The organism is Arthrobacter sp. 05N428_2 (assembly GCF_056397065.1).
Map to the genome: position 1 here is coordinate 1 of NZ_JBFTMR010000006.1, position 23,824 is coordinate 23,824.

At 66.0% G+C, this 23,824-nt stretch carries 18 protein-coding genes and 2 rRNA genes; 16 read left to right on the forward strand and 4 right to left on the reverse strand.

The window, feature by feature from the left end; translation table 11 throughout:
* The first annotated feature begins 208 nt into the window (after positions 1 to 208).
* The 16 genes from AC1DGI_RS08295 to AC1DGI_RS08370 all read left to right on the forward strand — a co-directional run bounded on the left by AC1DGI_RS08295 (position 209) and on the right by AC1DGI_RS08370 (position 19,296).
* A 23S ribosomal RNA gene (locus AC1DGI_RS08295) occupies positions 209 to 3,343 on the forward strand.
* 129 nt (positions 3,344 to 3,472) lie between these two features.
* Positions 3,473 to 3,589, forward strand: a 5S ribosomal RNA gene (rrf, locus tag AC1DGI_RS08300).
* Between the two features lie 342 nt (positions 3,590 to 3,931).
* Positions 3,932 to 5,869, forward strand: a complete 1,938-nt coding sequence (locus tag AC1DGI_RS08305) for a tetratricopeptide repeat protein (protein ID WP_476898430.1) — start codon at positions 3,932 to 3,934, stop codon at positions 5,867 to 5,869.
* A 7-nt stretch (positions 5,870 to 5,876) separates the two neighbouring features.
* Positions 5,877 to 6,869 (forward strand): HAD-IIA family hydrolase, encoded by a 993-nt coding sequence (locus AC1DGI_RS08310; protein WP_476898431.1) that lies wholly within the window; start codon positions 5,877 to 5,879, stop codon positions 6,867 to 6,869.
* 10 nt (positions 6,870 to 6,879) lie between these two features.
* Positions 6,880 to 7,128 (forward strand): hypothetical protein, encoded by a 249-nt coding sequence (locus AC1DGI_RS08315; protein ID WP_476898432.1) that lies wholly within the window; start codon positions 6,880 to 6,882, stop codon positions 7,126 to 7,128.
* Positions 7,125 to 7,931: a TlyA family RNA methyltransferase gene (locus AC1DGI_RS08320; protein ID WP_476898433.1), complete on the forward strand. Its 807-nt coding sequence runs from the start codon at positions 7,125 to 7,127 to the stop codon at positions 7,929 to 7,931. Before AC1DGI_RS08315 ends, AC1DGI_RS08320 begins: the two co-directional genes overlap by 4 nt.
* Before the next feature lie 58 nt (positions 7,932 to 7,989).
* Complete coding sequence (locus AC1DGI_RS08325) at positions 7,990 to 9,060, forward strand: NAD kinase (RefSeq protein WP_476898434.1); 1,071 nt, start codon at positions 7,990 to 7,992, stop codon at positions 9,058 to 9,060.
* Between the two features lie 3 nt (positions 9,061 to 9,063).
* Positions 9,064 to 10,803, forward strand: coding sequence for a DNA repair protein RecN (gene recN, locus AC1DGI_RS08330; protein ID WP_476898435.1), 1,740 nt, complete (start codon positions 9,064 to 9,066; stop codon positions 10,801 to 10,803).
* A gap of 131 nt (positions 10,804 to 10,934) precedes the next feature.
* Entirely contained in the window at positions 10,935 to 12,695 is a 1,761-nt protein-coding gene (locus AC1DGI_RS08335) for a CTP synthase (protein WP_441402459.1), read from the forward strand.
* Positions 12,696 to 12,722: 27 nt separating this feature from the next.
* Positions 12,723 to 13,385 (forward strand): NUDIX domain-containing protein, encoded by a 663-nt coding sequence (locus AC1DGI_RS08340; RefSeq protein ID WP_476898436.1) that lies wholly within the window; start codon positions 12,723 to 12,725, stop codon positions 13,383 to 13,385.
* 104 nt (positions 13,386 to 13,489) lie between these two features.
* Positions 13,490 to 14,431: a site-specific tyrosine recombinase XerD gene (xerD, locus tag AC1DGI_RS08345; protein WP_441402458.1), complete on the forward strand. Its 942-nt coding sequence runs from the start codon at positions 13,490 to 13,492 to the stop codon at positions 14,429 to 14,431.
* Between the two features lie 234 nt (positions 14,432 to 14,665).
* The gene (locus tag AC1DGI_RS08350) at positions 14,666 to 16,477 is read left to right on the forward strand and encodes an HNH endonuclease signature motif containing protein (RefSeq protein WP_476898437.1); all 1,812 of its coding nucleotides are present in this window, start codon (positions 14,666 to 14,668) and stop codon (positions 16,475 to 16,477) included.
* Positions 16,446 to 16,949 (forward strand): RNA polymerase sigma factor, encoded by a 504-nt coding sequence (locus AC1DGI_RS08355; RefSeq protein ID WP_476898438.1) that lies wholly within the window; start codon positions 16,446 to 16,448, stop codon positions 16,947 to 16,949. Before AC1DGI_RS08350 ends, AC1DGI_RS08355 begins: the two co-directional genes overlap by 32 nt.
* 2 nt (positions 16,950 to 16,951) lie before the next feature.
* Positions 16,952 to 17,722 (forward strand): hypothetical protein, encoded by a 771-nt coding sequence (locus tag AC1DGI_RS08360; protein WP_476898439.1) that lies wholly within the window; start codon positions 16,952 to 16,954, stop codon positions 17,720 to 17,722.
* A gap of 50 nt (positions 17,723 to 17,772) precedes the next feature.
* Positions 17,773 to 18,261 (forward strand): 8-oxo-dGTP diphosphatase, encoded by a 489-nt coding sequence (locus tag AC1DGI_RS08365; protein ID WP_441399750.1) that lies wholly within the window; start codon positions 17,773 to 17,775, stop codon positions 18,259 to 18,261.
* 153 nt (positions 18,262 to 18,414) lie between these two features.
* Positions 18,415 to 19,296, forward strand: a complete 882-nt coding sequence (locus tag AC1DGI_RS08370; RefSeq protein WP_476898440.1) for a hypothetical protein — start codon at positions 18,415 to 18,417, stop codon at positions 19,294 to 19,296.
* Between the two features lie 90 nt (positions 19,297 to 19,386).
* On the opposite strand, the gene AC1DGI_RS08375 is transcribed toward AC1DGI_RS08370, so the two are convergent.
* The 4 genes from AC1DGI_RS08375 to AC1DGI_RS08390 form a co-directional block, all read right to left on the reverse strand.
* Positions 19,387 to 20,535: a bifunctional 2-methylcitrate synthase/citrate synthase gene (locus AC1DGI_RS08375; protein ID WP_441399748.1), complete on the reverse strand. Its 1,149-nt coding sequence runs from the start codon at positions 20,533 to 20,535 to the stop codon at positions 19,387 to 19,389.
* A gap of 63 nt (positions 20,536 to 20,598) precedes the next feature.
* Entirely contained in the window at positions 20,599 to 21,501 is a 903-nt protein-coding gene (prpB, locus tag AC1DGI_RS08380) for a methylisocitrate lyase (RefSeq protein ID WP_476898441.1), read from the reverse strand.
* Complete coding sequence (locus tag AC1DGI_RS08385; RefSeq protein ID WP_476898442.1) at positions 21,501 to 23,021, reverse strand: MmgE/PrpD family protein; 1,521 nt, start codon at positions 23,019 to 23,021, stop codon at positions 21,501 to 21,503. The genes prpB and AC1DGI_RS08385 overlap by 1 nt, the downstream gene beginning before the upstream one ends.
* A complete protein-coding gene (locus tag AC1DGI_RS08390; protein WP_441399745.1) occupies positions 23,014 to 23,673 on the reverse strand; it encodes a GntR family transcriptional regulator in 660 nt (219 codons plus the stop codon). Before AC1DGI_RS08390 ends, AC1DGI_RS08385 begins: the two co-directional genes overlap by 8 nt.
* Positions 23,674 to 23,824 lie beyond the last annotated feature (151 nt).

The following is a 23,824-nucleotide window of genomic DNA, read 5'->3' on the forward strand; positions in this document are numbered from 1 at the left end:
GTGTGGGGTGTGTGGTGTGGGGGTGTGGGGTGTGTGGTGTGGGGTTGTTGTTTGAGAACTACATAGTGGACGCGAGCATCTTTTATAAGAAGCAATTTCCAAGAATATGAACCTGGATCTGATCCGTGATTGTGCTGCCGCTTTTGGGTGGTGGTTGGTTGCGGTCTGGTTCCATGGTTTTCTCGAAAATTACTCCTTGATCTTTTGTGGTCAAGTTTTTAAGAGCACACGGTGGATGCCTTGGCATTAGGAGCCGAAGAAGGACGTAGGAATCTGCGATAAGCCTGGGGGAGTCGATAACCGGACTGTGATCCCAGGGTGTCCGAATGGGGAAACCCCGCCAGGGGCGCGAGTTACCTGGTGACCCGCATCTGAACACATAGGGTGCGTGGGGGGAACGCGGGGAAGTGAAACATCTCAGTACCCGCAGGAAGAGAAAACAATAGTGATTCCGTTAGTAGTGGCGAGCGAACGCGGATCAGGCTAAACCGTTCCATGTGTGATAGCCGGCGGGCGTTGCATGGGCGGGGTTGTGGGACTTTCCGTTCTGTCTCTGCCGGGACAGTGGGGTGAGTGTATGGGCATAGGTGAACGGTCTTGAAAGGCCGGCCAGAGAGGGTGTGAGCCCCGTAACCGAAATGTGTCATGCCGCCTGTGAGAGTATCCCAAGTAGCACGGGGCCCGAGAAATCCCGTGCGAATCTGTCAGGACCACCTGATAAGCCTAAATACTCCCTAATGACCGATAGCGGACCAGTACCGTGAGGGAAAGGTGAAAAGTACCCCGGGAGGGGAGTGAAACAGTACCTGAAACCGTGTGCTTACAATCCGTCGGAGCAACCGCAGCTTGCTGTGTAGTTGTGACGGCGTGCCTTTTGAAGAATGAGCCTGCGAGTTAGTGTTACGTCGCGAGGTTAACCCGTGTGGGGAAGCCGTAGCGAAAGCGAGTCTGAACAGGGCGTTGCAGTGGCGTGATCTAGACCCGAAGCGAAGTGATCTACCCATGGCCAGGTTGAAGCGACGGTAAGACGTCGTGGAGGACCGAACCCACTTCAGTTGAAAATGGAGGGGATGAGCTGTGGGTAGGGGTGAAAGGCCAATCAAACTTCGTGATAGCTGGTTCTCCCCGAAATGCATTTAGGTGCAGCGTTGCGTGTTTCTTACCGGAGGTAGAGCTACTGGATGGCTAATGGGCCCTACAAGGTTACTGACGTCAGCCAAACTCCGAATGCCGGTAAGTGAGAGCGCAGCAGTGAGACTGTGGGGGATAAGCTTCATAGTCGAGAGGGAAACAGCCCAGACCACCAACTAAGGCCCCTAAGCGTGTGCTAAGTGGGAAAGGATGTGGAGTTGCGAAGACAACCAGGAGGTTGGCTTAGAAGCAGCCATCCTTAAAAGAGTGCGTAATAGCTCACTGGTCAAGTGATTCCGCGCCGACAATGTAGCGGGGCTCAAGTACACCGCCGAAGTTGTGGATTTCGGATAATAGCCAAGCCCTTGTGGTTCAGGCGTCCGGAGTGGTAGGGGAGCGTCGTGTGGGCGGTGAAGTCGCGGTGTAAACCAGCGGTGGAGCCTACACGAGTGAGAATGCAGGCATGAGTAGCGAAAGACGGGTGAGAAACCCGTCCGCCGAATGATCAAGGGTTCCAGGGTCAAGCTAATCTGCCCTGGGTAAGTCGGGACCTAAGGCGAGGCCGACAGGCGTAGTCGATGGACAACGGGTTGATATTCCCGTACCGGCGAAAAACCGCCCATGTTGAACGGGGGATACTAACCGCCCGAGACCTGCCCGACACCCCTTGTGGGTGGAGGGTTTTGGTGGAGCGCGGGACCTGATCCCGGGAGGCAAGCGTATTAACAGGTGTGACGCAGGAAGGTAGCCGGGCCGGGCGATGGTTGCCCCGGTCTAAGGATGTAGGGCGAACGGTAGGCAAATCCGCCGTTCATGATGCCTGAGACCCGATGGGACCCCCGTACGGGGGGATCCGGTGATCCTATGCTGCCGAGAAAAGCATCGACGCGAGGTTTTAGCCGCCCGTACCCCAAACCGACACAGGTGATCAGGTAGAGAATACTAAGGCGATCGAGAGAATTATGGTTAAGGAACTCGGCAAAATGCCCCCGTAACTTCGGGAGAAGGGGGGCCCCCATCGTGATGGACACTAGCTGTCCGGAGCGTGCAGGGGCCGCAGAGACCAGGGGGAAGCGACTGTTTACTAAAAACACAGGTCCGTGCGAAGTCGCAAGACGATGTATACGGACTGACTCCTGCCCGGTGCTGGAAGGTTAAGAGGACCGGTTAGCCGCAAGGCGAAGCTGAGAATTTAAGCCCCAGTAAACGGCGGTGGTAACTATAACCATCCTAAGGTAGCGAAATTCCTTGTCGGGTAAGTTCCGACCTGCACGAATGGAGTAACGACTTCCCCGCTGTCTCAACCATAAACTCGGCGAAATTGCAGTACGAGTAAAGATGCTCGTTACGCGCAGCAGGACGGAAAGACCCCGAGACCTTTACTATAGTTTGGTATTGGTGTTCGGAGTGGCTTGTGTAGGATAGGTGGGAGACGTGGAAGCCCGGACGCCAGTCCGGGTGGAGTCATCGTTGAAATACCACTCTGGTCACTTTGGACATCTAACTTCGGCCCGTAATCCGGGTCAGGGACAGTGCCTGATGGGTAGTTTAACTGGGGCGGTTGCCTCCTAAAAAGTAACGGAGGCGCCCAAAGGTTCCCTCAGCCTGGTTGGCAATCAGGTGTCGAGTGTAAGTGCACAAGGGAGCTTGACTGTGAGAGAGACATCTCGAGCAGGGACGAAAGTCGGGACTAGTGATCCGGCGGTACATTGTGGAATGGCCGTCGCTCAACGGATAAAAGGTACCTCGGGGATAACAGGCTGATCTTGCCCAAGAGTCCATATCGACGGCATGGTTTGGCACCTCGATGTCGGCTCGTCGCATCCTGGGGCTGGAGTAGGTCCCAAGGGTTGGGCTGTTCGCCCATTAAAGCGGTACGCGAGCTGGGTTTAGAACGTCGTGAGACAGTTCGGTCCCTATCCGCTGCGCGCGCAGGAAATTTGAGAAGGGCTGTCCTTAGTACGAGAGGACCGGGACGGACGAACCTCTGGTGTGTCAGTTGTACTGCCAAGTGCACCGCTGATTAGCTACGTTCGGATGGGATAACCGCTGAAAGCATCTAAGCGGGAAGCTCGCTTCGAGATGAGATTTCCATACACCTYGTGTGTGAGAGGCCCCCAGCCAGACCACTGGGTTGATAGGCCGGATGTGGAAGCGAGGACTAACGACTCGTGAAGCTGACCGGTACTAATAGGCCGATAACTTACACCACACACCACCCCCGCAAACCCAACTTCAAAAGGGGTTCGCACCACCGGGGTGGTACAAAGAAACAAGACTGCTTGCGTCCACTATGTGGTTCCCAAACAACAAACCCGCTACGGGGGTGCGGACACAGGGTTACGGCGGTCATAGCGTGGGGGAAACGCCCGGTCCCATCCCGAACCCGGAAGCTAAGACCCACAGCGCCGATGGTACTGCACCCGGGAGGGTGTGGGAGAGTAGGTCACCGCCGGACATCTATTAGGTCGAGAGCCTCCAACCACCAGGTTGGAGGCTCTCCCCCTTTAACCCCCACCACCACCCGGACGCCCCCGCACAACCAGCGCACATTCCGATGACGCTCCCGCGGCACCGTCGGGAAGGGGACCCGCTGACGACGCGATGCTCCCTGTGAGGATTGACACCGTGAAAGCTGTGGGCCCTGGTGCTGTTAGCCCGGTGCGGGCGACTCGCCTAGAATTGGATGAGATGTACGGACTTCGAAGCGCCTTGATTTCGGGTTGCGTAGCGAACGAAACACGAAAACAGAGCGGCTGCGATTGCGCCAGTGGTCAGCTCATAACAGGAGGAATCCACCATGGCTGAGCATAACGACGGTAACCGCGGCGGCAATGACCGCGGCAACTTCGGCGGCGGACGTAATTCCGGGGGCGGGGGGTTCCGCGGGACCAACAACTCGGGCGGCGACCCTCGAGGCTTCCGCGGCAGGGATGACCGTTCGGGCGGATCGAGGCCGCCGTTCAATGATCGTGATCGTAAGCCCAGCGACGGTGATCGTACCTCGCGGGATTCAGATCGTAAGCCGTTTGGTGATCGTCCGTCGCGTGAGGGTGGCGAGCGTCGCAGTTTCGGTGGTGATCGTGATCGTAAGCCGTTCAGTGGTGGTGGTGATCGTGATCGTAAGCCGTTCAGTGGTGGTGGTGATGGTGATCGTAAGCCGTTCAGTGGTGGTGGTGATCGTGATCGTAAGCCGTTCAGTGGTGGTGGTGATCGTGACCGTAAGCCGTTCAGTGGTGGTGGCGACCGTGATCGTAAGCCGTTTGGTGATCGTCCCTCGCGTGAGGGTGGAGAGCCACGCAGCTTTGGTAGTGGTGGCCGTGATCGTAAGCCGTTCAGTGGTGGCGGTGACCGCGACCGTAAGCCGTTTGGTGACCGTCCCTCACGTGACGGTGGAGAGCGTCGCAGTTTCGGTGACCGTGACCGTAAGCCGTTCGGTGGCGGTGACCGTGATCGTAAGCCGTTCGGTGGTGGCGGCGATCGCGAGCGTAAGCCGTTTGGCGATCGTCCCTCGCGTGAGGGTGGAGAGCGTCGCAGCTTTGGTGGCGGTGACCGCGATCGCAAGCCCTTCAGCGGTGGTGACAACCGCAAGCCTTTCGGCAGCCGCGAGGACCGGCCGGCCCGCAGCTTCGACCGCGGAGACTCCGGTCCCCGCCAGTTCGGCCGCGACCGCCCCGAGGACCGTCCCGTCCGCGAGCCGAACGCCCGGGACCTGCGCAGCGCCAACCGACCCGACCGCGAGCGTTCACCCCAGATTGACGAGGACGTCACGGGCAAGGAACTCGACCGCGCCACGCAGCACCAGATCAAGACGCTCGAAGATAACAGCGCCGAATGGGTGGCACGCCACCTCGTCATGGCCGGCCGCCTGATTGACGACGAGCCGGAACTCGCCTTCCAACACGCCCTGGCCGCCAGCCGGCGCGGCGGCCGCCTCGCGGCGGTCCGGGAAGCAGTCGGCCTGACCGCGTACGCGGCGGGGCACTACGGCGAGGCGCTGCGCGAATTCCGGACGTACCGCCGGATCAGTGGCTCCAACATGCATCTGCCGGTCATGGCGGACTGCGAGCGTGGCCTCGGCCGCCCGGACCGGGCCCTGGACGTCGCCCGCTCCGAAGAAGCCAAGGACCTCGATGCTCCGGGCAAGGTGGAACTGGCCATCGTCGCCGCCGGCGCGCGTACCGACCTGGGCCAGTTCGATGCCGCCGTCTCCGAGTTGGAAATCGCGCAACTGGACATCAACCGCGCCTTTTCGTACAGCCCGCGGCTGTTCCGCGCCTACGGCGATGCCCTGACGGCAGCTGGCCGCGAAGCCGAAGCCGGGAAATGGCAGCGTCAAGCCGTCGTTGCCCAGAACGCCCTGGGCATGAACGTCGACGAAGAGCCGGACATTATTGACCTTGGCTGGGACGAGGAAGAGGAAGCCCGCGAGGAACAGCAGCGGCGCCGGGTTCTTCAGGAGCAGGCCGCCCAGCAGGCCGCGGCTTCGGCGGCGGAGCAGGCCCCTCGGGCTGCCAGCGCCGAATCGGTAGCCGGGCTCCCCGAGGCCGCTGAACCGCAGTCCGCCGGGCACGATCTTGAAGCCGGCTCCGACGACGAGGAAACCGACTTCTTCGAGTCCGACGACGCCGAGTCCGATCAGGATTCGGTCGAAACTGACGAGCTGGAAGCGGAGGACCGGCACGCGGAAGACGCCCACGCTGATGAGTCCAGCGCGCCGGAACGCGCCGAGGACTAGCCCAGTCATGGCCGAAGCTGAGCTGATTTCCGGGTTCGACGCGCTCCTCGCCGATTTGGACGGCGTCGTTTACGCGGGTCCACACGCCATTCCCGGCGCGGTGGAATCGCTGAAACGGCTCGCCGAAATCGGCGTCGGGTTGGGCTACGTGACGAACAACGCCTCGCGGACGCCCGCCGAGGTCGCGCAGCACCTGCGCGAGCTCGGCGCTCCGGCCGAGGAACAGCAGGTGGTCAGTTCGCCGCAGGCCGCCGCTGAACTGCTGGTTTCCCTGCTGCCCGCCGGCGCCCGCGTCCTGATCACCGGAGGCGACGCGCTGGCCCGCGAAATCGAAATCGCAGGTCTGGTGCCGGTCCGAAGCGAGGCCGACGACCCCGTCGCCGTCGTGCAGGGCTTCCACCCCGATCTGGGCTGGAAGGACCTCGCGGAGGCGTCCTACGTCGTCGCGGCCGGCGCCGTGTGGGTCGCCACCAACACGGACCTGACCATCCCGCAGGCCCGCGGCATGGCGCCGGGCAACGGCACACTGGTCGCCGCCGTCACCGCGGCCACCGGGCGGGAGCCCCTCGTGGCGGGCAAACCCGAGGCCCCGCTGTTCCATGCCGCCGCCAAGAGATTGGCCGCCGAGCGCCCGCTCGTCGTCGGCGACCGGCTCGATACGGACATCCTCGGCGGCACCAATGCCGGCTTTGCCACCGTGGCCGTGCTGACCGGGGTCGACACGAGGGAGACCATCCTCGCCGCCCGCACTCGGGAACGGCCCACCTTCCTGATCAATGACCTCACCGATCTCTACCGGCCGTACCCGACGGTGGAGCACGACGGCGACGGCCGGTTCCGTTGCGGCGCCGCCACGGCGGAGGTGCACGGGGACACCGTTCGCGTTAGCGGTGCCCCCGCGGATCTCGACTCGTGGCGTGCAGCCTGCGCCGCCTGGTGGGCTGCCAACCCCGAGACGGAAACCGCACGGCCGCCCGGTCTCGAGTGGCTCAATCACTAGACTGGAGAGCATGACCGAGCAGATTCTTGCCCCTGACGCGGAACCGAACAGCGCTGACGCCCGGGTTGATTGGCCGACGCCGACCGACGATGCCGCCATCGACGATCCCGCTATCGAGAATTTACTCAGTCGCCTCGCCAGCCTGTCGGGGTTGCCGGTGTCGGCCCACGGCGAGGTCTATGCCGGCCTGCACGACGGCTTGGTCGAAGCCCTCAACGAGGACGTGGCCGGCCAGCCTGCGGGGGATCCCCGCCCATGACCAGGCTTGATCAGGCCCTCGTCAGCCGCGGTCTGGCGAGGTCCCGCACCCACGCTGCGCGCCTGATCGGCGAGGGAAAGGTCAGCTCCGGTGGAGAAGTGCTGGCCAAGGCCTCCTTGCAGGTACAGGACGGCATGGTCTTGGACGTCGCGGCCACGCGCGAGGATGACTACGTCAGTCGGGCGGCCCACAAGCTCGCGGGCGCGCTGGACGCCTTTCCCGCCGTCGAGGTTTCCGGCAAACGCTGCCTCGACGCGGGCGCCTCCACCGGCGGCTTCACCGAGGTGCTGCTCCGGCGCGGCGCAGCTCATGTGGTGGCCGTCGACGTCGGGCATGACCAGCTGGTGCCGCAAATCCGGAACGACACGCGGGTCTCAGTCTACGAAGGCCTGAACGTGCGCTACATGACCGCGGAAGAGATCGGCGGCCCGGCCGCACTGACCGTGGCGGACCTGTCGTTCATCTCGCTGACCCTCGTGGTGGCGCCCCTCGCGGCTTGTACCGAGCCCGGCGGGGACCTGGTGCTGATGGTCAAGCCGCAGTTCGAAATCGGCAAGGACCGGCTGGGCCGCACCGGGGTGGTCAGCTCCGAACGGGAACGCCGGCTGGCGGTCGCCAAGGTGGCAGCCGCGGCAATGGATGCAGGCCTGGACCTGCATGGTCTGGCGGAGAGCCCGCTGCCCGGCCAGGACGGAAACGTCGAGTACTTTCTGTGGATAAAACGCGGGAACCGGACAGACCTGCCTAAGATCGAGGAGCGGGACGCGGCGGTTGCCGCGTTACTCGGCACGATCTGGACCTAGCAGTGGAAGTACTACCACAAGCAAGAGCAGCACAAGAAGCACCAGGAGGCGGAACCCGATGAGCAGGCGTGTCCTCATCCTTGCCCACACCGGCCGTGAGGAGTCCCTCAAGGCCGCCTGGGAAGCGTGCGCCCAGCTGCATGCCTCCGGCATAGTTCCCGTGATGCAAAAATCCGAGCTCGGCGACATGGTCCGGTTCTTCGGGCAACTGGACCAGCCCGTCGAGGTCCTGCACGACCACGTCAAACTGCCCGACGTCGAACTGGTCATGGTGCTGGGCGGCGACGGCACGATCCTGCGCGCAGCGGAGCTGGTGCGCGAAGTCGACGTGCCGCTGCTCGGCGTCAACCTCGGCCATGTCGGCTTCCTCGCGGAAAGCGAGCGGGCGGACCTGGCCCAGACGGTCGAATGGGTCGCCAGCCGCCAGTACACGGTGGAGGAGCGGATGACCATCGATGTGCAGGTGTGGGTCCGCGGCCAGAAGATCTGGCACACCTGGGCGCTGAACGAGGCGGCCATCGAGAAGGGCAACCGGGAACGGATGCTTGAGGTAGTCACCGAAGTCGACGAACGCCCGCTTACGTCCTTCGGCTGCGACGGGGTGGTCCTCGCTACCCCCACCGGCTCCACCGCCTACGCGTTCTCCGCCGGCGGCCCCGTGGTGTGGCCGGAGGTCGAGGCATTGCTGATCGTGCCGATCAGTGCCCACGCCCTTTTCGCCAAGCCGCTGGTAGTCTCGCCTAGGTCCCGGCTCGCTGTCGAGATCCTCAACCGGACCGATGCTCAGGGCGTGCTCTGGTGCGACGGCCGGCGTTCCGTGGATCTGCCGCCCGGCGCCCGCGTGGAAGTCACCCGCTCCGCCACCCYGGTCCGGCTGGCACGCACCCACCAGACCCCGTTCTCCGGCCGCCTGGTCCGCAAGTTCGAGCTGCCCATCCAAGGCTGGCGCGGCCCGGTGCCGCAAACCGACGCCATCCACACCGGGCCTGTGCCGGTGGTGCGCACCCTGCGGCCCAGCCGCGGCCTGCCCACTCCTCCGCGGCACGCGGAGCCGTCCGCGGAGCCGCCACTCGCGGAGCCGCCTTCCGCGGACCCCGGCGCACCGACCGATCCCTCGACTGTGAAGTGACCCATGCTTGAAGAACTGAGAATCCGCGACCTCGGCGTCATCACCGATGCGACACTGCCGCTGGGCCCGGGCCTGAGTGTCGTGACCGGCGAAACAGGCGCAGGCAAGACTATGGTGGTCACCGCCGTCGGCCTCCTCCTCGGCGCGCGGTCCGACGCCGGCGCGGTCCGGAGCGGCGCGAAGAGCGCCTCCGCCGAGGCGGTGCTGAAGCTCGACGCGGCCCACGCCGCAGTCACCCGGGCGCGTGAGGCGGGGGCCGAGGTCGAAGAATTCGACGGCGGCGCCGAACTGCTGCTGGCCCGCAGCGTCGGCGCCGACGGGCGCAGCCGCGCCTACCTCGGCGGCCGCGCGGCGCCGGTCGGCGTCCTCGCCGAGATCGGCGGGACGCTGGTGGTAGTCCACGGGCAGTCCGACCAGATCAGGCTCAAGAGCCCGCTGGCCCAGCGCGAGGCCCTGGACAAGTTCGCGGGGGAGTCCCTGGCCGGCGCGCTGGCCGCCTACCAGGAGCTGCACGCGCACTGGAAGACCAACCAAGCGGAGCTGGAGGAGCTCCGCAGCGCCGCCCGCGAACGGCTGCGCGAGGCCGAATCCCTTGAGGCCGCCCTGGCCGAGATCGACGCCGTCGACCCGCAGCCGGGCGAGGATGAATCGCTCAAGGCCGAGGCCGTCAAGCTTGCCAATGTCGAGGAGCTGCGGATCGCCGCCAGCACCGCCCATCAGGCCCTCATCTCCGAGGAATTCGGCGAGGAAGCCGACGCCACCACACTGGTGGACGCCGCGAAACGGACCCTGGAGCACGTCGCGGAACACGACGAGGAATTGGGATCGGCCGCCGCCAGGCTGGCGGAGGTCGGATTCCTGCTCAACGACATCGCCGGCGAACTGGCGAGCTACCAGGCCGCCCTCGACACCGAGGGCCCGGAACGCCTTGCCGAGATCGAAGACCGCCGGGCAGCGCTGGCGAAACTCGTGCGGAAGTATGCGCCCAGCATCGACGAGGTACTGGTCTGGACTGAGCAGGCCCGGGCGCGCTATGACGAGCTCCAGGACGACTCCACCCGGATCGAGGCGCTGGAAGCCGAGGTCGCCCGCTCCGAGACGGACCTCCGCAAGCAGGCCGCCGCCATCAGCAAGACACGCAAGAAGGCCGCCAAGGACCTCTCCGCCCGCGTCAGCGCCGAACTGACCGCGCTGGCCATGGCTGACGCCACCTTGGTGATCAACGTGGACCCCGGCGAACAACTGGGCCCGTTCGGAACCGACGAGATCTCCTTCCTCCTGCAGCCGCACTCCGGCGCGCCGGCCCGGCCGTTGGGCAAGGGGGCCTCCGGCGGCGAACTCTCCCGCGTGATGCTGGCCATCGAGGTGGTGCTCGCCGCCGTCGACCCCGTCCCGACGTTCGTCTTTGACGAGGTCGACGCCGGCGTGGGCGGCCGCGCGGCCGTCGAAATTGGCCGCCGGCTGGCGATGCTGGCCCGGCACGTCCAGGTCCTCGTGGTCACGCACCTGCCGCAAGTGGCGGCGTTCGCGGACCAGCACATCCGGGTCACCAAGACCTCGGTGCGCGGCGCGGGCGGGTCGACGGCGACCGGCTTCACCTCCAGTGACGTCCAGCTGCTGGACGAAGCCGAACGGGTCCGGGAGCTGGCCCGCATGCTGGCCGGGCAGGAGGACTCCGAGTCGGCCCGCGCACACGCCCAGGAGCTCCTGGACGACGCCAAGCTGTTGCCGCAACAGGCGTAACCGGGACCGTCGTCGTTGCCGGGACGGGACGGGACGGGCTCGGCCGCCGCAGGCCGGGCCGGGACTGGGATGACGATCACAGCGGTGTTTTGTCGAGGCAATGATCAATCGACGCTAGGAGGGCCGAAATGGTGATAGGCTCGAATTCCGTGGTGCAGCGATCAAATTCCCGTGTAAATTCCCGGTTTCCGGGCTCGTCCAAGACGACCAAACACATCTTCGTTACCGGTGGTGTGGCGTCCTCGCTCGGTAAGGGACTGACGGCTTCGAGCCTCGGTCACCTCCTGCGGGCACGCGGCTTGTCTGTAACAATGCAAAAGCTCGATCCCTATCTGAACGTGGATCCGGGCACGATGAACCCCTTCCAGCACGGCGAAGTCTTCGTGACCGACGACGGCGCCGAGACGGACCTCGACATCGGCCACTACGAGCGCTTCCTCGATGAAAACCTCGAGGGTTCGGCCAACGTCACGACCGGTCAGGTCTACTCCACGGTCATCGCCAAGGAACGCCGCGGCGAGTACCTCGGCGATACCGTCCAGGTCATCCCGCACATCACCGATGAAATCAAGCGCCGCATGCGGCTGCCGGCCGAGGTGAAGAACGCCCCCGACGTGATCATCACCGAAATCGGCGGCACGGTAGGCGACATCGAGTCGCAGCCGTTCCTCGAATCCGCCCGCCAGGTCCGCCAGGACATCGGCCGCGGAAATGTGTTCTTCCTGCACGTCTCACTCGTGCCGTACATCGGTCCCTCGCAGGAGCTCAAAACCAAGCCCACGCAGCACTCCGTTGCCGCGCTCCGCTCCATCGGTATCCAGCCCGAAGCGATTGTGATCCGTTCGGACCGCGAAGTCCCGCAGCCCATGCGCGACAAGATCGGCCGGATGTGCGACGTCGACATCGACGCCGTCATCGGTTGCCCGGACGCACCGAGCATCTACGACATCCCCAAGACACTGCACTCCCAGGGCCTGGATTCCTACATCGTCCGCGCCCTCGACCTGCCGTTCAAGGATGTCGACTGGACCAGCTGGGACAAGCTCCTCGACGCGGTTCACAACCCCAAGCACGAGGTGGAGATTGCCCTCGTGGGCAAGTACATCGACCTGCCTGACGCTTACCTGTCCGTGACCGAGGCGCTGCGTGCCGGCGGCTTCGCGAACAACACCAAGGTCAAGATCCGCTGGGTCCCTTCGGACGAATGCGAAACCCGCGAAGGTGCGGTCAAGTCCCTGGACGGCGTGGACGCGATCTGTGTTCCCGGCGGCTTCGGCATCCGCGGCCTCGAAGGCAAGCTCGGCGCCCTGAAATACGCCCGCGAAACCAAGCTCCCGGTCCTCGGCCTGTGCCTGGGCCTGCAGTGCATGGTGATTGAATACGCCCGCAACGTGGTTGGCCTCGAAGGAGCGTCCTCCTCGGAATTCGAACCGGACTCCAAGTACCCGGTCATCGCCACGATGGAAGAGCAGCTCGACATCGTGGAGGGCAGGGGAGACCTGGGCGGCACCATGCGCCTGGGCCTCTACGAAGCCAAGCTGGACGAGGGCTCGGTTATCGCCGAAACGTACGGCACCACCAAGGTCAGCGAACGCCACCGCCACCGCTACGAGGTTAACAACAAGTACCGCGAGCAGATCGCCGCCCAGGGCCTGGTGTTCTCCGGAACCTCACCCGACGGCAAGCTGGTGGAGTACGTGGAACTTCCCCGTGAAGTCCACCCGTACTACGTTGCCACGCAGGCGCACCCGGAGCTAAGCTCACGGCCGACCCGCCCGCATCCCCTGTTCGCGGGACTAGTCAAGGCCGCCCTGGACCACCAGCACGGCCCCGCCAAGCCAGCGGGGACTGCCAAGGCTGCTGCCAAGTCGGCTCCGGTAGAGTCCAAATAACTACCAACTGAATCAAAGGACGGCGCGATGCCCGGTAAGCCTGAGACCCCCAATGCTGCACGGCAGGTTTCGGATGAGCCGAGCCCGCGCCGTCTTTTGTCTTCGGAGAAGGTCTACCAAGGCCGGATCTGGGATGTTGTCAGCGACAGCTTCCAGCTGAGCGACGACGGCGAGCCCCTGGTCCGCGACTACATCGACCACCCCGGCGCCGTGGCCGTACTCCCGATGAACGACGACGGCGAGATCCTGCTGATCAAGCAATACCGGCACCCGGTCGGTATGGCCCTCTGGGAGATTCCGGCCGGACTGCTTGATGTCGAGGGTGAGGACTTCGTTGTTGGGGCGGCCCGGGAGCTCGCCGAGGAAGCCGATCTCGTGGCTGGGCGCTGGGACGTGCTGTCCGACTTCTTCAATTCACCTGGTTCCTCCAGCGAAGCTATCCGCATCTACCTGGCCCGGGACTTGAGCGACGTCCCCGGCCACGAACTGCACGTCCGCACCGACGAGGAAGCCGAAATCGAACTGCACTGGATTCCGCTCGACGACGCGGTCCGGGCAGTGCTGGAAGGGCGCCTGCACAACCCATCCGCCGTCGTCGGGATCCTCGCCGCCGCCGCGGCCAGGGCCGACGATTTCCGGGGCCTCCGTCCGGGCGACGCGCTCTGGCCGGCCCACCCCAGCCAGCGCTGATGACCGGGCTGCTGGCGGCCGAACCGCCCGCCGTCGAACCGGCCGCAGTCGGAGCTCCCGCCCAGCCGTCGGCTGCCCGGCCACCGACCGCCGTTGACCGGGCGATGACCGACTACCTCCAGCACATGGGGGTGGAGCGCGGTCTCGCCGCCAACACCCTGTCCGCCTACCGGCGGGACCTTGCCCGCTACGCCCGGCATCTCGCCGCGGCCGGACGACGCCGCCCCGAAGAGATCACCCGGCGCGACGTGACTGCTTTCGTCCAGGCCCTCGCCGATGGGTCCGACGGCGGCTCCGCCTTGGGCGTGCGCTCGACAGCCCGGACCGTCGTCGCGGTCCGTGGCTTACACAAGTTCTGGGCGCTGGAAGGTGTCACCCCGACCGACCCTGCCAGTGACGTACACCCGCCGATGCCGGGCAAACGGCTGCCCAAGGCCATCACGGTCGACGAGGTCACCCGCATCCTGGAAGCAGTCGGGACGGACACAGCCACCGGTCTCCGTGACAGGGCCCTGCTCGAGTTCCTCTATTCCACCGGTGCACGCATCAGCGAGGCCGTCGGCCTGGACGTCGACGATATCTCGCTGCAGGGGGACGGGGAACCCGGCAGCGCCGGTCCCGGAAGTGAGGGCCCCGCCATCGTCCGACTGTTCGGCAAAGGCTCGAAGGAACGGCTGGTGCCGCTGGGATCCTTCGGCGCGCGGGCCTTGGACGCCTACCTGGTTCGCGGCCGGCCGCTGCTGGGAGCCAAGGGCAAAGGCACCCCCGCGCTGTTCCTCAATGCACGGGGCGGCCGCATCAGCCGGCAAAGCGCATGGACCATCCTGAAGGCCGCGGCGGAGAAAGCCAACATCACCAAGGACGTCTCGCCCCACACGATGCGGCACTCCTTCGCCACCCATCTGCTCGAAGGCGGGGCGGACGTACGCGTCGTACAGGAGCTCCTGGGCCACGCTTCCGTGACCACCACTCAGGTCTACACGCTGGTCACGGCAGACACGCTGCGGGAAATCTATGCCGCAGCGCACCCAAGGGCGCTGGGCTGAGCCGCAGGCGCCTGCTCCAAGCCAGCACATGCGCGCGGTCGGGAAGACTTCGATTGCATCAGCCAGCTCATCCGCTTGCTGAGTGGGACCCCTTTAGCGACTCCGCGGTCCTTCGACGCAGGCGAACGTTCTCACTGACCGCACGGCGGGCCCAACTGTCAGCACCTGCGCCGGTCATGGCAGTTCGGCTTTGATCCCCCTTATATTGTCGGTGCCTCCTGGGATGCTGTGGGTATGGAAAGCAATGCGGCTTTGAGTGCGGAGTGCAGGGAGGTGGTGGCGGCTGTCGCCGCGTCGGCTGCTGCGCTTACTGCTTTGGTCGGCGCTGACCACTGTTCCGACGCCGATTCGTGGCGGGATGCCGATCCGTTGCGGGCCCGGGCGGAGGCATGCCTGGACGGTCTGGCCGAGGCCGCCCGCGGTGAGGCCCGGTTCGCGGCGCTGAAAGTCAGGCTGGCCGCCGAGTACGTGGCGGCGGCCGAGGCCCTGGCGGCGCCTGCGGCGTCCCTGCGGGAGCGTACCGTGCAGGAGCTGGCGGTGGTGGCCGAGGTTGCGTGTGTGTTGACGGTCAGCGAACGGACGGCGTCGGCGCTGCTGGCCGAATCCCGTGCGCTGACGACGGGCCTGCCGTTGACGCTGGCGGCGTTGCAGGCCGGGACGATTTCGTGGCAGCACGCCCGGGTCATCGTCGACGAAACGTCGGGCCTGGATCCGGCCGGGGCAGCCGGGCTGGAGGCGCACTTCCTGGACCCGGCCGGCCCGGACCCGGCGCGCGGTTGCCGGGCCGGGGAGCTGATCCCGGGCCGGTTCCGCGCCAAGGCCCGCGCCTGGCGGGAACGCCACCACCCGGTCAGCATCGAGGCCCGCCACACGAAGTGTGCGGCGGACCGGCGGGTCGAGTATGCCCCGGACCGGGACGGGATGGCCTGGCTCTCCGCCTACCTCCCCGCCGCCACGGCCGCGGGAATCTGGGACCGGACCACCGCCGCCGCCCGCGCCCTGCAGGGCCCCGACGAGGCCAGAAACCTCAGCCAGCTCCGCGCGGACGTCGCCGCGGGCTGGCTCCTCACCCCCGGAATGCCCGACAGCCTGACCGGCGTGACCGGTGGTGCGGGTGGGGGCGTGGCGGGTGGTGTTCCGTGGCCGCGGGCGCAGGTCCTGGTCACCGTCCCGGCGCTGTCGCTCCTGGGAGCCACGGAGGAACCGGCCGTGCTGGACGGGTATGGTCCGATCCCGCCGTCGATGGCCCGCCGCCTGGTCGCGGACGGCGCCGCTTCGTTCTACCGGGTCCTGACCGACCCGCGGGACGGGGCGCCGCTGGAGATCGGACGGACCAGCTACCGGGTCCCGAAGGCCCTGCGGCACTGGCTCCGGCTCCGGGACGGCAAATGCCCGTTCCCGGGCTGCAACAACCAATCCCTGGATAACGAGGCGGACCACCTGCTGGCGTGGGCCGACGGCGGCACCACCGGAATTTCAAACCTCGGCCAGCCGTGCCGCAAACACCACGGCCTCAAACACAGCACCGCCTGGACACCCACCGGAGCGAGTAAAGACCACCCGCCGGGCTGGACCTCACCGGCAGGGCGGCACTACGCCAGCGAACAGCAGGACTGGGAACCACCCCGTTGCCCCCCGGGCCTCTTAGCCGCGGACGCCGGCCCGGACCCCGGCCCGGACCAAGATCCCGGACCCAACCAGGACCTCGAAGAATCACTGCTCCCCAGGGACCCCTTCCCGGACTGGTACCTGTTCACGGCCGGCGGCTCCTCGTCCGCCTTGGACGCCGACGATGAATTCTTGCGGCCGTCATTTGAGGACACCTTGCGGACAAACTTCCGGTCCAGCGCGCCTGAACGACGAACTGCGTGTTATCCGGGCAAAGCGAGCACGGAACCGCGGCGGGTGGCGATTCGCCGGGGCGGTCTTCGATCTTGGCGTCGGTGTAAGAAACGACGCTTCACGGGACACTTAGGCATTAAGAACAAGTCATCCGATGTTCGGGGGAAACACTATGTTGGCTGCGAAGGAGCAGGACTTCATTGACCTGCACTCTCAACATTTCGCACGTGTCTACGGCTATATTGCCTGCCACATCAATGACCAATATCGGGCCGAGGAATTGGCGGCTGATGTCTTCAGGATCGCCTGGGAGAAGCAGCTTCCAGCGCTACCAGGCGTCGGCTGGCTGCTGGTGACCGCACGGAATGTGATCGGAAATGAGTACAAGGGCCGCCGGCGCCGCCAGGAGCTGGTCGACCGGCTCAAAGACGAAGCCCGCAGCCGCACGCCTGACTCAAACACTGCAGATCGGGACGCGGTGGCTGAGGTGCTCCTGCAGCTCCGGGAACGGGACCGCGAAGCCCTCATGCTCAGCTACTGGGACGATCTGACCGGCACAGAACTGGGCCAAGCCCTGGGCTGTTCGGCTTCGGCCGCCGCGGTACGCCTCCACCGGGCGCGCCGGGCTTTTGCCAAGGCCGCCCCCGCCGACCTCATGACAGAACGGATGGACTAGCCATGGACCGCATCGAACAGCTCATGAAAGAAGCTAAACCGCGGGTCGGAGTTCCGGGCGCGGCGCCGGGAGTCGCTTCCTTCCGCTCGATCGTGGTGTCCACGGATCCTAGCGCGGTCCACTTGGCGGGCGCAACGGCGGCGGGCCGTCCAACGGCGCGACGCACGGCCCTGCGGGCTGCGGCTGCGACGTTGGTGGCCGCCGCAGCCGTGGTCGGGGCAGTGGTCGTCGGCGGCCACCTGATGCCGCGGTCGGCGCCCGGGCCAGCCCAGACCGCCGCCCCGACCCCCGCAGTCTCCGCCCCCACAACGCCGGCCTCCCCAAGCCCCTCCGCGGCCACTCCCACCACATCTCCCACCCCAACGAGTACCGCAGCTTTGACCACCGGGGGAGTTGCCTGCACCCCGGCGAACATCGACCAGCTGCGCAACGATCAGCAGCGCCCGATCCTGCCCATTCCGCCGGCGGAGCAGCCTTACTACACCGTGCGCGGCTGCGCCGATGGCTGGCTCGCCTACTCCATTTCCGACGAGGGCGTGAAGGCCCTCCAACTCGACGGCGGGAACGCCTGGTTCAGGCTTGCCAAACTGCAAAACGGCCGGTTCCTCTGGGATATCCGGCAAGAATGGGCCGTCGTCTTCAACTGGGAGTTCCAGGCACTGAACAACCAGGGTCTTACGCCCCAGCAGGCGATGGACAAGGAGTTCGTGCAGAAGGGCATCCCGGTCGAACTACGGCCTCAACTGGTCGGCGTCGGCCCGGCCGTAGGGTAGGCCGGGTTTTCGGCGGCAGCTGCAGACGCAGCAGCTATAGGGTTGAGCACATGAAGTACACACCGGTCACCCTCTGCTTTATGTTGCGCGACGCGGGCAGCGGCACCGAAGTGTTGCTGGGCCTGAAGCGGACCGGCTTCGGCCTCGGCAAAATCGTCGGCATCGGCGGCCATGTGGAGCCGGGCGAGAGCGACGCCGAGGCCGTCGTCCGCGAGGTCTGGGAAGAGGCCGGCATCGTCGTGCTGGAGGAAGACCTGGCCCACGCCGGCGTCGTCCAGTTCGTTTTTCCGGCGAAGCCCGAATGGAATATGTCGTGCCGCCTCTTCACCACCCGCCGGTGGGCAGGCGAACCGGCGGAGAGCCCGGAGATCACCCCGGAGTGGTTCGACGCCGCGGCGCTGCCGCTGGAGCGCATGTGGCAGGACGCGGAGCACTGGCTGCCCCCCGCACTGGCAGGCCGCACGGTCGACGTCGTCGTGGTCCTCAACGAAGACAATGAGACCGTCGCTTCGGTGCGGTATTCCTCGACTCCTGGCTGAGAGCACGCCCCGCGCGACACAGGCCGCGAGTCGAACGGCGGTGCCCGCAACCCCGCGGCCCCGCCGGTAGCCTAGGGACCAGACACTCCGCCGCGGCGATCCAGTCATTCCTTCGCCCGGCGGCCGGCACACGCGGACCATTGGGGGCAGGACATGGACTCGAATATTCTCGACCTTCCGGGCGAGGACGATTATAACGACGAACCGTCGAAGCGCACCGGGGCGCGGCGGCGCTGGCCCTGGGCGGTGGGTGCCGTTGCCCTCGTCGCGGCGGCGTTCGCCGGAGGCGTAGCCGTGGCAGGAAACCTGGGAGCAGCGGACTCTGCCACCACCGCAGGCTCAACGGACTCCGTCTCGGCGCCGGCCGCGTCCCCGTCGCTCACGACGCCGTCATCACCCACCGTTGCGACGTCGGCATCGGTGCCGACCGCGCCGCCGTCGGCCGCCGCACCGACTCCTCCCGCCGCGTCCTGGCAGACCTTCACCAGCGCGGACGGAAGGGTCAGTTTCGAGCACCCGGCCGCCTGGCGGGTGGCCCCGCCGGCAGGCGCGGGGTCGGATGTGGTGGACGTTGACGTTTCGGATGAGGCGGGCATGGTGGTGGCGTCCCTCCACGCAGGGCCGTCCGGCGGGATCGGCGGTGCCTGCGAAGGACCGGTACCCTACACCGTTCTGGATTCGGTTGAAGTCGACATTCCGTACCAGCCCACGAAGGGTTCGGTCACGCCCAGGTTCGCCTTCCGCGCACTTCAGGAGGCAGACCATGTCACTGCGTCCTACGGACTGACCAGCATGGCGGCCGGGCAGAACGGCATCACGTGTATTTTCTACAACGTCGTCAACGGCCCCGCATGGTCGCCGCTCTTCTCCTTCGCCGACACCTTCCAAGTCAACGCCGGCGGCACCGAACAAGTCCCCAACCGCAAGGGCGCAAAGGCGTTCCCGTCGATGGACGCGGCCCGGGCCTACATGCAGACCCCCGAGTACCTGAACGCGAAGCGCATGCTCACGTCCGTGAAAATCACCGCGGGTTAGCTATCTCAGCGAGCCCCGACGGCTCCGATAAGCAAAGCGGGCCGGTCACCTTCAAAAGGTGACCGGCCCGCCGTCGTGCTGGGGGTGGTGCTACGGCACGTGCCGTTCTTCCACACCGTTGTATTCGCTCAGCGGGCGGATCAGCGAGTTTGCGTCCAGCTGCTCCATGATGTGCGCGGTCCAGCCGGTGATCCGGCTGGCTACGAACAGGGGAGTGAAGGTGGGGGTGTCGAAGCCCATCAGGTGGTACGTCGGACCGGCCGGGTAGTCGAGGTTCGGCTTGATCGCCTTCGCCTCATCCATGGCCGTCTCCAGGCCGTTGTAGAGCCCCAGCAGCTCCGGACGGCCGTAGTGCGCGACCATCTTGTCCAGGGCGGCCTTCATGGTGGGGACCCGGGAATCACCGTGCTTGTAGACCCGGTGTCCGAAGCCCATGACCTTCTTCTTCTGGGCCAGGGCATTTTCCATCCAGGCCTTTGCCCGGACCGCTGCCTCCTCGAGTGACTCCTCCTGCCGAATGCCGATCTCGTCGAAGGTGTGCATGACGGCCTCATTCGCGCCGCCGTGCAACGGCCCCTTCAGCGCCCCGATGGCTCCGGTCACGGCCGAGTGCAGATCCGACAGCGTTGAGGTGATCACCCGCGCCGTGAAGGTCGAAGCGTTGAAGGAGTGCTCGGCGTACAGGATCATCGAGACGTTGAAGGCCTCGACGACTTCCTGGACCGGCTCCTCGCCGAAGGACATCCAGAGGAAGTTCGCTGAGTAGCCGAGGTCGTCGCGCGGTTCCAGCGGTTCAACGGGCCCTTCCGCGTGCCGGCGGCGCTGATCGTAGGCGACCACCGCAGGCATCGCCGCGAACAAGTCAACGGCCTTGGCCATGTTGGCCTCGCGCGAGGAATCCTCGGCGAGCGGGTGCCGGGCACCCATCACCGACGCAGCCGTCCGGCAGACATCCATCGGGTGCGAGGTGAGCGGCAGCGCGTCGATGACCTGCTTGACCACCGGGTCCAGGACGCGGCCGGCGCGTTCCTTGGCGGTGAATTCGGCCAGCTGCTCGTCTGAGGGCAGCTCGCCGTTCCACAGCAGGTAGGCCACTTCCTCGAAGCTGCATTTGGCGGCCAGTTCCTGGACGGGGTAGCCGCGGTAGAGCAGGGAATTGGTGTCCGGGTTGACCTTCGAGACGGCGGTGTAGTCCACCACGACGCCGGCGAGGCCTTTCTTGATCTCATTTTCAGCCATGCTGAAACTCCTTTGTTCCTAACGCCTGTTGACCGGCCGGGGGCCGGAAGTCCGGTGGGGGTGTCAGCTGCCGGGGATCTGGAAGTTGAACACCCCGGTGTCAAAGCGGTTGTAGGCCTCGTAGTCGACGAGGTCGTAGAGCCGTGCACGGGTCAGCATGCTCGAAACCTGTGCCTCCTGGGTGCCGTCGGATTGGATCGATTCCAGAGTACGCTCAGCGGCGCCCATGGCACTACGGAGCAGCGTCACCGGGTAGATGATCATGTTGACGCCGACGCCGGCCAGCTCGTCCACGGTGAACAGGGCACTCTTGCCGAACTCGGTCATGTTCGCCAGGATCGGCACGTCCACCGCGTCGCGGATCGCCTGGAATTCGTTGAGGTCCTTCATGGCTTCGGGGAAGATCGCGTCCGCGCCGGCCTCGACGAGGGCCTTGGCGCGCTGCTGCGCGGCTTCCAGGCCGTCGGTGGCTCGGATGTCGGTGCGGGCCATGATCAGGAAGTTCGGATCCCGTCGGGCATCAGCTGCGGCCCGGATCCGCTTCGTGGCGGTGTCCAGGTCCACGACGTTCTTGCCGTCAAGGTGGCCGCAGCGCTTCGGGTTGAACTGGTCCTCGATGTGCAGGCCGGCCAGGCCGGCGTTCTCAAGCTCCTGGACGGTGCGCGCCACGTTCATCGGTTCGCCGAAGCCGGTGTCGGCGTCCACGATCGAGGGCAGGTCCGTCATCCGGGCGATCTGTCCGGCCCGGGTAGCCACCTCGGTGAGCGTGGTCAGGCCGATGTCCGGCAGGCCGAGGTCATTGGCCAGGACGGCGCCGGAGATGTAGACGCCGGCGAAGCCCTTCTCCTCGATCAGCCGGGCCGAGAGCGGATTGAACGCCCCGGGGAACTGCGCAATGGTGCCGGACGCCAGCAGCTCCCGGAAGCGGATCCGCTTCTGCTCCGGCGTGGTCTTCGAATACAACATTAGAAGAGTCCCTTCGGTGCGGCGGCCAGGTCGATCACGCCGTCGGCTGCCTTGATGTTGAGCTGGTCGAGTTCACCGGCGGCGAGCTCGGGAAGCCGCGCGGCGGCGGCGAGGAAGCGCTCGATTTCGTCTTCGGCGACGAGGCCGGCGGCGAGGGTACGGAACTTGTTGACGTACTGCTCGCGGGCGAACGGCCTGGCGCCCAGCGGGTGCGCGTCAGCGACGGCGATCTGGTCGGTGACGACGGTGCCGTCCTTGAGCGTGATCTCGACGGAGCCGCCGAAGGCCTTCTCGGCGATGTCCAGGGAATGGTAGCGGCGGGTCCATTCCGGGTCTTCGACGGTGGTCACCTTGTGCCACAGTTCCACGGTGTCCGGGCGTCCCGCGCGCTCCGGCGCGTAGGAATCGACGTGATGCCAGGCGCCGTCCTGCAGGGCCACCGCGAAGATGTACGGGATGGAGTGGTCCAGCGTTTCCCGGCTGGCCGTGGGGCTGTACTTCTGCGGATCGTTGGCGCCGGAACCGATCACGTAGTGCGTGTGGTGGCTGGTCTTGATCAGCACGGACGCCACGTTGGCCGGGTCGGTGACCTCGGGGTGTTCGCCGTGCAGCTTGCGGGCCAGGTCAATCCACGCCTGCGCCTGGTACTCGGCGGAGTGCTCCTTGGTGTAGGTGTCCATGATGGCGCGCTTGGCTTCGCCGTCCTCGGGCAGCGGCACGGTGTAGCTGGCATCGGGGCCGTCCAGCATCCACGCGATCACACCGTCCTCGCCCTCGTAGATCGGCACCGGGGAGGTCTGGCCGCGGATGGCGCGGTCGGCGGATTCAATCGCCATCTTGCCCGCGAAGGCCGGGGCGTGGGCCTTCCAGGTGGAGATCTCGCCCTTGCGGGACTGCCGCGTCGCGGTGGTGGTGTGCAGCGCCTGGCCGATCGACTGGAAGATCGTCTCGACGTCGAGACCCAGCAGGGTACCGATGCCGGCGGCGGCGGAGGGGCCCAGGTGGGCCACGTGGTCGATCTTGTGCTTGTGCAGGCTGATGGCCTTGACCAGGTTGACCTGGATCTCGTAGCCGGTGGCGATACCGCGGATCAGGTCCTGGCCGCTGGCGCCGACGTGCTGGGCAACGGCGAGGATCGGCGGGATGTTGTCGCCCGGGTGGGAGTACTCCGCAGCGAGGAAGGTGTCATGGTAGTCGAGTTCCCGGACCGCGACGCCGTTGGCCCACGCCGCCCATTCGACGGCGACGCGCTCGTCGATGCCGAAGACCTTCGAACCCTTGCCGCCGGTGGTGGGGCCGTGGGAAAGCGCCTGGGCTCGCGCCGCGACGATGGGGGCGCGGTTCAGGGAGGCGATCGCCACCGAGGCGTTGTCGATGATGCGATTGATCACCATGTCGGTGACCTCGTCGGAGACCGCGACGGGATCAGCGGCCACCTTGGCGATCTTGTAGGCGAGCTGGTCCTCGCGGGGCAGGTTTTCTTCGCTCTTGTAGACGCGGACGTGGTGTTCCTTAACCATGATGCTCCTTCTGGTGAGGTACGTGGGTTGCTTTGACGTGGGAAAGGCTACGGTGCAGATGAAGGGTGGTGGCAGCTTCGGCGAGCCGCGGGTTGCCGGCGGCGATCGCCTCGGCGATCGCCGCGTGCTCGGCCGCAGCTGCGGTGAGGCGCGCGGCGTCGTCAGCCGCGAGTCGGCGCACCCGGACCAGATGCACACGCAGGCTGCGCATGGCCTGGGCCAAGTAGGCGTTTGAGATCGCGGCGTCGATGGCCGTGTCCAGCCGCCCAACCAGGCCGTAATAGTCATGCCGGGCCGGGTCCGTGCCGCTGATCAGCTCCGGCGCTCGCAGCAGTTCGCGCCGCAGCTGCTCAAAAACTGCGGCGTCGCCGCGTTCGGCCGCGAGGGCGGCGGCCTTGCCCTCAAGCGTTTCGCGCAATTCGAAGAGCTCGTCGATGTCCTCGAGCGAGATGTCGGTGACGACGACGCCGCGGCCGCCGGCCGTCGTCGTCAGCCCCTCGGCGGTGAGTCGGCTCAGCGCTTCCCGGAGCGGCGTGCGCGAGATGCCAAGCCGCTCGGACTGCTCGACCTCGCCGAGGACGGTTCCGGGTGCAAGACGCCATTCGATGATGTCGTCGCGCAGGGCCGCGTAGGCCTTGTCGCTGGCGCGCATGCTGGTCTCCTTCCTCGGCTAACCCCCTCAGTGTATACACAATCCCACCGTCGGCCTAGCTCTTTCGGCAAATCCCGTCTAACGAGCGGCTTTCTGTATACATAACCCTTGCCTTGGGGGCCGGGGCCGGGCTACCATGAGCTGCATCACA